Annotated in this window: 12 protein-coding genes; 6 read left to right on the top strand and 6 right to left on the bottom strand. The window is 36.6% G+C overall.

Annotation, left to right across the window (positions count from 1 at the left end):
- Nucleotide 1: 1 nt before the first annotated feature.
- From SACI_RS12355 to SACI_RS10070, 4 genes are all read left to right on the top strand, one after another.
- A complete protein-coding gene (locus SACI_RS12355) occupies nucleotides 2-124 on the top strand; it encodes a hypothetical protein (RefSeq protein ID WP_011278882.1) in 123 nt (40 codons plus the stop codon).
- A gap of 10 nt (nucleotides 125-134) precedes the next feature.
- Nucleotides 135-326 (top strand): hypothetical protein, encoded by a 192-nt coding sequence (locus SACI_RS11755; protein ID WP_011278881.1) that lies wholly within the window; start codon nucleotides 135-137, stop codon nucleotides 324-326.
- Nucleotides 327-545: 219 nt separating this feature from the next.
- Entirely contained in the window at nucleotides 546-1970 is a 1425-nt protein-coding gene (locus tag SACI_RS10075) for an MFS transporter (RefSeq protein WP_011278880.1), read from the top strand.
- 188 nt (nucleotides 1971-2158) lie between these two features.
- On the top strand, nucleotides 2159-2722 hold the full coding sequence (locus tag SACI_RS10070) for an isochorismatase family cysteine hydrolase (RefSeq protein ID WP_011278879.1): 564 nt from the start codon (nucleotides 2159-2161) through the stop codon (nucleotides 2720-2722).
- A 104-nt stretch (nucleotides 2723-2826) separates the two neighbouring features.
- Here SACI_RS10070 and SACI_RS10065 read toward each other — a convergent pair whose 3' ends face one another.
- From SACI_RS10065 to SACI_RS10045, 5 genes are all read right to left on the bottom strand, one after another.
- Nucleotides 2827-3720, bottom strand: a complete 894-nt coding sequence (locus SACI_RS10065; protein WP_011278878.1) for a DUF973 family protein — start codon at nucleotides 3718-3720, stop codon at nucleotides 2827-2829.
- 208 nt (nucleotides 3721-3928) lie between these two features.
- A complete protein-coding gene (cyp119, locus tag SACI_RS10060) occupies nucleotides 3929-5035 on the bottom strand; it encodes a cytochrome P450 Cyp119 (protein WP_011278877.1) in 1107 nt (368 codons plus the stop codon).
- Nucleotides 5036-5246: 211 nt separating this feature from the next.
- Entirely contained in the window at nucleotides 5247-5621 is a 375-nt protein-coding gene (locus SACI_RS10055) for a type II toxin-antitoxin system VapC family toxin (RefSeq protein WP_015385763.1), read from the bottom strand.
- Nucleotides 5618-5848, bottom strand: coding sequence for a type II toxin-antitoxin system CcdA family antitoxin (locus SACI_RS10050; protein WP_011278875.1), 231 nt, complete (start codon nucleotides 5846-5848; stop codon nucleotides 5618-5620). Before SACI_RS10050 ends, SACI_RS10055 begins: the two co-directional genes overlap by 4 nt.
- A 165-nt stretch (nucleotides 5849-6013) precedes the next feature.
- Nucleotides 6014-6676: a hypothetical protein gene (locus SACI_RS10045; protein ID WP_011278874.1), complete on the bottom strand. Its 663-nt coding sequence runs from the start codon at nucleotides 6674-6676 to the stop codon at nucleotides 6014-6016.
- Nucleotides 6677-7097: 421 nt separating this feature from the next.
- Between SACI_RS10045 and SACI_RS10040 the strand changes: the two genes are divergently transcribed.
- Together SACI_RS10040 and SACI_RS11960 are read left to right on the top strand one after the other, a co-directional pair.
- Complete coding sequence (locus SACI_RS10040; RefSeq protein WP_015385898.1) at nucleotides 7098-9020, top strand: hypothetical protein; 1923 nt, start codon at nucleotides 7098-7100, stop codon at nucleotides 9018-9020.
- 148 nt (nucleotides 9021-9168) lie between these two features.
- Entirely contained in the window at nucleotides 9169-9336 is a 168-nt protein-coding gene (locus SACI_RS11960) for a hypothetical protein (RefSeq protein WP_015385897.1), read from the top strand.
- A 165-nt stretch (nucleotides 9337-9501) separates the two neighbouring features.
- Here the strand turns inward: SACI_RS11960 and SACI_RS10035 are convergent, their stop codons facing one another.
- The gene (locus tag SACI_RS10035; protein WP_011278872.1) at nucleotides 9502-10860 is read right to left on the bottom strand and encodes an MFS transporter; all 1359 of its coding nucleotides are present in this window, start codon (nucleotides 10858-10860) and stop codon (nucleotides 9502-9504) included.
- Nucleotides 10861-11161 lie beyond the last annotated feature (301 nt).

Genomic DNA, 11161 nt, shown 5'->3' with positions numbered 1-11161 from the left:
GATGAACAGGTTAGGTTTGGTAATTCTGGGATTAATTTTCGGTGCAACCGCATTTATGGTAGGATTCATGACATACAACCTTTTATGGGATTCAGTAAAACTAATAACCTTACTGGTGAGATGAGTTGAAGAGAATGACTGTTGCTGTACTTATAACTTCTATAATCGCAATTTTTTTCATAATACTGTCAATTCCTTTAAATCTACTATCCTCAAATACTATAGGTAGCTCAAATACGTCCATTATAATGGCAGCGACTTACTTAATATTAGCCTCCATTATATTTCTAGTAGTTTATCGTGGTATAAATAAGATGGGAATATAAAGTTAAATCTTCTTTTTTTAATTTTTAGTATCCTGTCTAATTATCAACATTCTTAATATATACAGGTTGATCACTGAAAAATGAATAATTTTCTCGGTTGAGTTATAAAAAATTTTCTAAGGAAGGTATTTAAAGCAGTAAAGCTCCGCACAGTAAAGAGGTAAGGTGAAGGATTTTTCGAAAAAAGGAATAAATATTAACTCAATGTAATCCTATTTTATGAATTCTAATAACCTGTCCTTATTTGTGGTGGTACTTGGAACTCTTATGTCAGCAATTGATACTACAATAGTGCTTTTAGCAATTCCAACTATAGCCCAAGAATTAAGGGCAGACCTGTCCATAATTATATGGGTTATAATCATATACTTACTGGTAATAGCAGTCTTTACAACTCAGTTAGGTCGAATTGGAGACATATATGGTAGGTCTAGGTTGTACAACATGGGTTTTCTAATTTTCACCATAGGTTCTGCCTTATGCGGTGCATCCCTCTCAGCAGTTGATCTAGTCGCCTTTAGGGCAATTCAAGGACTAGGAGCAGCAATGATGCAGGCTAATAGCGGCGCAATCATTGCAGACATATTTCCTCCCAATAAGAGGGGTAGGGCTTATGGTTACACATCGATAGGCTGGAACGCAGGGGCTACGTTGGGAATAGTCCTAGGGGGGTTCATTACAACATTCATAGGTTGGAGGTATATATTTTACATCAACGTACCAATTGGAATACTAGCGATATTACTGGGTTTAAGATATATTAAGACAAACGAGAGACGAAAGGTGAAACTGGATATATTAGGGATGGCATTCCTTTTAGCTTCCCTGTCGTTAATAGCATATGGAAGTGCAGACATTGCTGGTGCAGGGGTGAGGTCATTAAACATTTACCTTATCTCTGGTGGAATTATTCTCCTACTCATATTCTTCCTCTTGGAGAGGAGACAAGAGTTTCCGATCATAGACCTTAAAGCGTTTAAGGGTAGTAGAGTGTTTACATACTCCCTTTTAGCCTCTTTCTTGCAGACGACAGGTTATTTGGCTACGGCATTTATAATCATCATGTACCTGCAGGGGATTAGGGGGCTCTCTCCATTCGACGCTTCAGTGCTATTGGTCCCTGGTTATGTCTTAGCCAGTATTGTCTCTCCATTCACAGGGAGATTATCAGACAGGATAGGGGCTAGGATACCTGCAACAATAGGCTTGGGGTTGATGATAATAGCTGTACTCATATACCTGTCTATTGGATTAGACACTCCCTTATACGTTGTGGTTATTGCCTCAGTAATAGGGGGTTTAGGCTCTTCTCTTTTCTTCCCTGCAAATAATAGCGCTATAATGGCTAATGCACCAAGGGGATTTTACGGTGGTGCCTCAGGGTTGTCTAGGACTTTGGCAAATATAGGGACATTGTTAAGTTATGCTATTGTATTAAGTGTAGCCTCTGTAACAATACCAAGAGAAGTCGCCTTTGAGGTCTTCTTAGGTACAACTAACCTCATAGGCGGTGTGGCTAGCTCTTTCCTGATAGGTTTAAAGTCTGCATTTTACGTCTCAATAGGGATTTTGGTTGTGGCACTTATCCTATCAGCACTTAGAGGAAAAGAAGCTAGAGCACAACTGTCTACTGACAAGAGCTAATAAAGTCCCAAATTTTTCAGGTTTTAGCTCTTCCCTTCAAATATTCGTAATAGATTAAGCGTCCTCCTCTATTTCCTAGTTTTATCAAGGGTCACTGTGAATTATAACCAAGCAATACGTGGGTCAATGAAAGCGGGGATGTTCTGTTTTGGAGTAACATTTTAATTTGTAAATAGTGACTTTATTGTATGTCCTATTTTAACCCTGAAGAGATAAAGAAATTGATAAATAAGAACAACTCAGTTTTAGTAGTCTGGGATGTTCAAGATACATTAGTAAATTCTATATTCAATAAGGAGGAGTTTATAGTTAAGACTAAGGAGCTTATTGAAGCTGCTAGATCAAGTGGAGTACCAATTGTGTATACTATGATCACTCCTTATCCTGAACGTTTTCAACCAAAGGTAAACTTAAGGAGAATCCTTAACCCAGGGGATATAAATAAGGAGGTTTATCCTAAGGAAGGAGACGTAATATTAAGGAAGAATACCCCTAGCATCTTTGTTGGAACAAACTTTGAATTAATGTTAAGGCACGGTGGTTATGTCGCGATTGTGTTTACTGGTATAGCTACTGAAATAGGTGTTGAAACATCTGCAAGGCATGCACAGGCATTGGGTTTTATTCCTGTTATAGCAAAGGAAGCAGTGTCTTCAGCAGACAAGCAAGCCCATGAGAGATCACTTGCCAATATGACTAAATTATCTCTCGTACTTAGCAACAAAGAGATAATAGAGTTGTGGCAGAAATAAGCTGGGTTTTTAAGAAAAAATATATGTACTATTTTTTAGTTTTCCCTCCTCTTATTAAGTCTGTAAACTAGGCTTATCTGATAGAGCTATAGGGAAGTTACTGATTAAGGTTGAAATGTTACATTAACATCCAAAGTCCTCCCTGACGCTAAGTTAAGTCTGATCACATAAATACTGTTAGGCATAAGGTTAAGTGGAACATTGAAGTTGACTGTTAGATTATTGAAACCAGGCTGTAACATATTTGGAACTATTAAACCGGTGAGATAGTTTGTACCTAATATTTGGGCTGATACTACTTGTTCCTGTGTTTGTAAGTAAATGTTTAAATCAGCTGTACCATTTCCTCTTAAGACTCCACTACCAGTCTGTTGAGATGGTATTTGTGATGAAGGAGGAAGAGGAGGTCTCATACCGAACTCTCTCTGTATTTGTCCTACCCCTACATATGTCATAATCATCCCTATAAACGCTGTAATATCTATCAATGGAATAGCCACAAGAATTCCTCCAATCTTCGTTAAGGAGTTGTTATAAATCTCACCTATTCTGTAGATCCCAATACCTAGTAGTATCTGCCCTACGAATATTAGTATGATACCTATTATATCTAGAAAAGGTATTATTAGTAGGATAGCACCCACAAGTATCAGCGTAGTGCCAGTCTTCCCAATTCCCACATCTCTGCCTATTGCCTGTAATATCGAAAACCCATCCCTAAACCTCAGAAATGATAATATTATGAATACGAGGATTACAATACTGACTATAACTGCAACTACAATAACTCCTATAACAGCTGACAAAATGCCTCCTGCAGCAGCACTTGCTGAGCTGGCATTTGGGTTACTTAAATTACTTGATATACTGGATATAGAGACTATTAGGGGTATAAATACGGCAAAGACTGCAACTAATGTAATTAAGATTGCAACAATGTAAAATAAGGCTGCACTCCTTATCCTTGCAATTCCTTCAGCCTCTCCCTTTTGACTCATAGTGTAATTTGAAACAGAGACTTTAATAAATATTTCTTTGCAGATAATAATTAGATGAAGAATAGTTTAAGATATAGAGCTTCTTAAGGTGGAATAAACAACGTGGCGTTCTTTAAGCTAATTATGGTTATGGCATAAGGGCTATCTCTATAACAGAAATAACACCTTTGTTCCCTCCTTTAACATTAAGTGGAGAAACCTCTCTGCATTATTCATTACTCTTCAACCTGACCACTAGTCTCTTATAACCATTCAGCACTTCATTTGGAACTTTTTCAGTATCCAATATCTCAATGTGCCTAAACCTTTTTGAAAATTCCTCAATTGCTATTCTTGCCTCTAATCTAGCCAAAGGAGCACCTAAACACAGATGTATTCCAGACCCAAAGCTTAAGTGTGGGTTCGGATTCCTGTCAGGGATGAACTTCTCTCCGTCATGAAACACCTCCTCGTCCCTGTTTGCTGAGGCTATCCATACTCTAACGTACTCTCCCTCTTCAATAGTCTGATCACCCAATTTCACTCTTTCCTTAGTCTTTCTTACAGTCCTCATCACAGGAGGAGAATACCTTAAAGCCTCTTCGATAGCCTTAAGGTAGAGGTTCTCTTCCCTTATCCTCTGCCACAGGTTAAACCTAGTGAAGTCAATAACAGAGTTTGATATTAAGTTAGTTGTAGTCTCATTACCCGCTATGAGAAGTAAAATAATGTATCCGAGTTTCTCTATGTCTGAGAGGTTTGAGTTGACAACTCTGCTGACCACTTCGGTCCCTGAATTTAGATGATCCTTCACATAACCTATTAACTCAAGGTACTTCTTACCTAGCTCAAATATTTCTCCAGGCTTACCCAACCTGAATGCGACTAAGTCTGACCACTCTTTGAACTTCTCCTTATCTTCAATTGGGAGACCCAATATTTTTGAGATAACTATTATTGGTAGTGGAACAGCTAACTTCTTCACTATGTCGTCTTCCCTAGGGTCAATTGAGTCTAATAGGCTTCTGGTGGTCTCCCTAATAAATGTCTCAAGTGTCTGTAGCTTTTGAGGCGAGAATATATCTGCTGACATTGATCTTAACTCATCATGGAGAGGGGGATCTGAGGTCAGCATGGTATACCTAGTGGGGATGTCGAACCTTATTTTACCGTTCCTTAGGTCCTCAAGCCTTTCGTGGTAACCTGTAAGATCTGAGGAGAATTTCGAAAAGTTGTTTAAAACCTCCTTTGTGTACCTATAGGAAAACACCTGCCATATGTTTCCGTCATAATACACTGGGTCTTTCTTTCTCATCTCACTAAACCAGTCATACATAGGTAATACCTTGGGAATTCAGATAAATAAATAGATATATCTTAACTTAAAGTATAGATATAGAAAAAATACGATATTTAAATGGTTTTAAATTATTTTTATTAGTTGATTTAAAAATAACTGGGGGAGAGAACAAGTATATAAGTTGTCAACAATTGAATGTATTGTATAGTTTAACTTCTACCCTTATTATCATATGGTGTGCAGATGCTCATAAGATCTCCTTCAACCTTATCGCTCCATATTTTATCAAGTCACGGTCTAAACTGACTAAAGTCAGGTTCATCCTCAGTGAAGTTACCAGGTAAGCAGCGTCATAATATGTTATTCCCTTGTCAACGCTTTCCTTAAGTATTTGGTAATCCAGTTTAACATCAATGACATTCATTAAGGAGAGAAGACCGGTTAATGCATCTAACACTGTTTTAACGTTAATTTCGTTTCTGTATTTCCACAAAACGTTCCCCAGTTCATAATAAGCCAAATTTATCGTACTCTCTTCCCTTAACACGTCTATTGCCTTACTACCTAAAGACTTCAAAGCCTCGAATATTGCACTTGAATCGAATAAGTATTTCAACCTCACCTCTTCCTCCTCATCTCCTTAATCCAATCAACTACTTCCTCTGTACTGACCTTCTTCAACTCCTCTGCAGCTATTGTTAATTTCCTCTTCAACTCCTCCTCTTCTCTCCTTCTTACCTCTTCCTCCAAGGCGTTCCTTAATACTTCACTAACATTAATCCCATATTGTCTAGCCTTCTCCAATACTTCCCTCCTAACCTTAGTGGAAACAGTAGCCCAGTTACCCACAATATCAGTTATTACTTTCTGTGTAATAAAACTTATGTAGTAAGGCTACATTATTACATGGAAATAAAGGCAGTCAACCTCTGGACAACTATGTCTAGACAGTGTCGCTTTGATATAGAGGAAATAAGTTTAGTTCACAATCGAGTATTATAGGTAGTCAGCTAATTAGTCTAATCTTTGATTTCTCTTGTCCATTTTATACCACAGTACGATTATTGGTAAACAGCTGATAGAAACGACGAGCGAGATTATCTCTGTTGACACGAGGGAAATATTATGAGATAACTGATAATACGCTGCTACTGAGTCGACCATTCCATAAGGCATGGAGACTGATAAATACTTAATGTTCTTTTTGCTGGCTGATAGGGCGGAAGAAAAACCCCAAAATAAATGGAGTATAAAGGACGATATCCTCTCTAGACCGTAAAGAGCTAATGATAGTACAGAAAACTGTACACTGAGCAACAGGTAGTTCGGAAGGCTAAGCAGTCCCAAAAATATGGCATTTTCATAGAAGGCTAAGTAAGACCCATATGATAGACCTAGTTGTCCATTTACTTTAGCCTTTGTTAAGACTAGATATAAGTAAGCAAAACCTGGTTCAAAGATTGCTGTCAATATACCGTAACTCAGGTAGGTCGGAAGAGTAGGTGTGATGAAAAAACTTCTGAAAGAGAGCTGTATTATCTCCTTGAGTATTATGGCAGTGAAGTATGAGGCAGCAGCTATGCCTAAGAGATAGGCGTTTCTTTTGAAGATGAAGAGTGGAACTACACCAATTACTATGGAGATTAGCGGGTAGAGTAATGAAAACATATTTGTCATATAACAAATATAACAATATCCTTATTTAAAGTTATGGCTTATATAGGTTGTTGACGAGCTATAAATAGGCTAAGGGTCCATACGTACATTTGAGGATAGAAGGAGGGCTTTGCATGTTAAATATCATAAATTTAGATGGAAGTACTTATCTTTGGAAGTGTTGATGTAGAAGAGTAAGATTTAGATGTTTACAGATCTAGGTTAATCTACTTGAAACTTTCTCATCTGTTCTCTCAATAATTTTACCTCCAACTATTGTACAAGTCATCACATGTCTATGCAGAGTTGAGGAAACAAAATCCTATATATAGATAAAAGAATATCTGTTCAAAATAAGTAAGTAGTTTATATATATTCAGAACTAATAGTTAACTTGAGTAATCTTTATAAAAGTCCGTCTAATGATTACATTCTGATCCTTATGAAAACACGGGTTTTAGCCATAATCGTTCTAGTAGTTGTAATAGCAGTTGTTGTATCTTTCTTGTATCTTAATGGATACTTGAATGTCTCACCAACAAATACTAAAACTATGACATCCAAGAGTTCTTCAGTTACTAACTCGACTAATGAGCTAACAACATCATCCTCTACGACTCAATCAACGGGAACTTCAGGATACAAAAATAATACCCAATCTGAGATAACAATAAGCCCTAGATATATGATAATAGATCGACAGGACGCAGTGCAGTTGGCGAATTCGCTTACGCAGAGCGGTGTATATTCTCAGAGCGAACTAAACTCCTTACAAAACGGTTATTTCGTAATAATAAAGGCATCAGTAACCAATAATGAAGCTCAGAATTTTACGTTATATCCATCATCATTTGAATTAGTTACTAATAACGGAAGCGTTTATAGTTACTTTATCTTGCAACACTCCTCAAGTGTATCTTACTATTACTCATTTAACTCTTTACTGAATACCAACTATCAATTAGCTCCTTTATTTCTGACTGCAACAGAAAATATCACTTTAGGTTATCAGGTTACGGCAAATAGAGACCTGATCTTTCTTATTCCCCTGAATACAACTCCTTCTACATTGAGAGTAGTTGATAATGGTAAGATCATAGGTCAGGTTAGTTTAGTGAATGTAACTACCGATTATCTAAAAGTCATTAAGGTCAATACATTTACCAATGACTCGGAGGTAAGTTTAAGTCTAAATAGTGCTTCGACTATATACACGATAAACGATACGATAACTTTGTCACTTAATGTTCAAAACAGTGAAGGCTTAATGCCATTAACTGTAACTAAAATAGGAGTTTACCCTTCTGCTTTTAGTATAATAAAAATTTCTCCGGACATAGTAAATTCCACTCTGACGCCGGGGCAATATTCAGTTGTAACAGGTTCATCTTTCCCAAGAAGTCAGAATGTTATAATATTAGTCAAGTTACCGAATGAGTCATACAATGGAAACGTTAACGTATTTATGAATGTTACTTATAAACCATCATTTCAAGCTGTTGTAACTCAAGCAATAAATGACAGAGCCGAGGCTTTATTACAATATTCTCAAGGTGGACCAGGACAGCTGGAAGTCTCCACATATTTGGTTGCAAATCTATCAATCATGTATAACGGTAGTGCAAGTGTGGCATTCAATCCAGGTAATATACACTTAGTTACTAATAAGGGAATATACAGTAATCTGTATGGTCCTACATCCCCGTTTATTTATTTATACGCAGTCACTAACCATATACCTTATATAAACACTATAGTTAACGGACAAATTATTCAGGGACAAGTTGCTTTTCAGATACCACTTGGAGCAAAACCCCTTTACATAATCTATGTAAGTGAAAACAATCAGACACTATTCTCTGCTCCCATTCCCTCAAAAATCTACAACTTTAGCATTTTTGCAATTAATTATGAAGTAAATAATCAGTCCTTGGCTTATGTATACGGTACTCCATATCATTTCATTAGTTATGTATACGGAATTAGTGGTGGTAATTTTACTATAAATTTGCAGGCTTACAAATACTCATATTACCAGAATAGTATCGTGGAAGTTTACAATATAAGTTTGAGTCCTTCCATCTTCGAAATATTGAGTATATCACCTAACCTAATAGGAAGATATTTAAACACTTCACCTACCTACTGTAATATCACAATTGGGTTTCCTAACCAAAGCTTCTATGGTCAACTTACAATAAACGTATACGTAAAGATAGTAGGTAACGTAACAATTAGCAATCCCGCGTATATTCAGAAAATACAGTCAAAATCTTTATTAAACGAAAAAGTTGGAATTAAGAATCCCAATACTTATTATATGATAGGCTCTACAACATCACGTGACATTAGTAATTTAGCGTAAAAATACGTTATATCATTTTTCCCCTTTGCTCATACTTTTTGTACTTTTAGAAATTCTCCGGGAATATAGTCTACTTTATTCTACTCCATTATTTCTCTACAACGAGTGAAAATCAATATATACTAGGTAATTCTAATTATATAATGATATGGCAAAGAAAATGAAGGATAAAATAGAGGATGCGGCAAAGTCCGCAGCTGAAGGTGCAAAGAAAGCCGGAGAGAAAGCTAAAGATATGGCAAAAGAAGGAGTAGATATGGCTAAGAAAGAGGCTAAGAAAGCTAAGGACGAAGTTAAGAAGGAGAAAAAGAAGTAGATATTTGAAAGGCAAATTTATTTTTTAACATCACATCAATTCTTGATTACACTATAAGTGTCATCTACTTGTTTGGTTTTTGGAGTTTCGAAGGTTGAACCAGAGGACGAAAAAGGGTATTCACTTTATCTCTCTTTCATATAGCCACAAGCTTATGGTAACTTATTAAGGAGATAATTCCTCTACCTTTATTTGTGATGCTTTTGGACCCAATATACCCACATCTAACGCAACAACTATTGCTATAATGAAGATAGCCAAGAACATGGCGAATGGACCATAAGCCACTAGAATCTTAGGTAAATATGTCTGCCATATAAAGTTACCAAGCCTACTAAGGCTGTACTGGGCACCAGTAGCGAATCCCCTAATTCTAGTTGGGTACAGTTCAGCTCCATATTGGTGGAACGCATTTGAAAATATATTCGCCATATTTGCCAATATAAAACCTGAGGTCAGTAATATAGGCACATTTAGAGAATACCCGAATATTAACCCGTCAATACCTATCAGTATGATCATTGTGACTATTTGCCATTTCCTATCAAACTTCTTACTGTCAATTATGAACACAGAGATTAGTGACCCTGTAAAATACCCGGTATAGATTATCAGTGAGTACTGTAGAGTGGAGACTATAGTAAATCCCTTAGTCAGCAGGACTGTTACAGCTAAACTAGTGAAACCATAATAAGCTGCAGTTTGAAAGAATTCGAATATCCAAAGCATTGTAGTCCTTTTCCTGTATTCCTTACTAAATATAGTTGAGATGGGTATCTTCTCCGCTTTTACAACTTTTATTTCTGATAAAGGTGGTAGAGAGCCATACTCCTTCAACGCTCTCTCCTCAAATTTACTCACTATCTTCTCAGCCTCTTCAAATTTCCCTTTAACTTCTAACCATCTTGGGGATTCAGGTATCAGGAACCTTAAGGGTATTATGCTCAGTATACCTAACCCACTTATTATGTAAAGCCATTGCCATCCAGGTATGATAAAGGTTCTAGGTATAATGAATATTGACAGAACAGCTATGACAATTGGAGATGTCCAGGCAAGTGTGTACCCTAGAGCTAATCTTCTCCCTCTTATTCTAGCAGGGAAAAACTCTGTGCTCATGATGTCTAACACTAGCACTGCCTCTGGTCCAACTCCTAAACCTGATATAAACCTGAACAGACCGTATAATCCTATATTAGATGCCAAGGGTATTAGGAGCTCACCTATAGAAAGTAGAAACATGTTAAGCACTATTGCAGTTCTCCTTCCATAAGCATCTCCTATAAGTGTAAATAGTAGACAACCTACAAAGGCTCCCAAAAATAGCAGTGCCACAGTGTAGAAGACAGCATCTGCCCTACCCACCTTGTAGTAAGCTGCAACGGAGGGAACAACGAAACCTCCTATGAACAAATCAAATAGGTCAAAAAACTCACCTATTGCAAGTAAGATTAGTAGTTTCGTATGGAGGGACGTCCAGGGTAGTCTCTCCAATCTTGCGGTATAGTTTCCTTTATTTTCCATAATCCGAATATAAATATTTATATTTATAAGAATATGTATATATTTATAAATAATAACTATATATCTATTAATAGCTAACTTAATAGTAGTTATAGGTCGAGGAGTGAATTGTTATATTATCCTTCAGCTCTCCAGAGATGAGGTAATACCCTCATGATAGGGAAGAATCTAATTAAAAGTAAGACGTCAAAATATTTAATATACTTTTTCCGATCTAATACTTTCGGTTTGCTCTTCATTAACAAATTAAAAGGTCTATTTTAAATAATAATACGGATGAATATACAAACTATGATTACAT

It is taken from the genome of Sulfolobus acidocaldarius DSM 639, from assembly GCF_000012285.1.
Lineage (GTDB): Archaea > Thermoproteota > Thermoprotei_A > Sulfolobales > Sulfolobaceae > Sulfolobus > Sulfolobus acidocaldarius.
The sequence above is the reverse complement of the archived record's forward strand: the minus strand, read 5'-3'. Positions and strand labels throughout refer to the sequence as shown.

Coding starts and splice junctions, on each gene's coding strand:
- SACI_RS10040 (WP_015385898.1), top strand. CDS start 7,098: ATGAAAACACGGGTTTTAGCCATAATCGTTCTAGTAGTTGTAATAGCA.
- cyp119 (WP_011278877.1), bottom strand. CDS start 5,035: ATGTATGACTGGTTTAGTGAGATGAGAAAGAAAGACCCAGTGTATTAT.
- SACI_RS10075 (WP_011278880.1), top strand. CDS start 546: ATGAATTCTAATAACCTGTCCTTATTTGTGGTGGTACTTGGAACTCTT.
- SACI_RS10070 (WP_011278879.1), top strand. CDS start 2,159: ATGTCCTATTTTAACCCTGAAGAGATAAAGAAATTGATAAATAAGAAC.
- SACI_RS11960 (WP_015385897.1), top strand. CDS start 9,169: ATGGCAAAGAAAATGAAGGATAAAATAGAGGATGCGGCAAAGTCCGCA.
- SACI_RS10035 (WP_011278872.1), bottom strand. CDS start 10,860: ATGGAAAATAAAGGAAACTATACCGCAAGATTGGAGAGACTACCCTGG.
- SACI_RS11755 (WP_011278881.1), top strand. CDS start 135: ATGACTGTTGCTGTACTTATAACTTCTATAATCGCAATTTTTTTCATA.
- SACI_RS12355 (WP_011278882.1), top strand. CDS start 2: ATGAACAGGTTAGGTTTGGTAATTCTGGGATTAATTTTCGGTGCAACC.
- SACI_RS10045 (WP_011278874.1), bottom strand. CDS start 6,676: ATGACAAATATGTTTTCATTACTCTACCCGCTAATCTCCATAGTAATT.
- SACI_RS10065 (WP_011278878.1), bottom strand. CDS start 3,720: ATGAGTCAAAAGGGAGAGGCTGAAGGAATTGCAAGGATAAGGAGTGCA.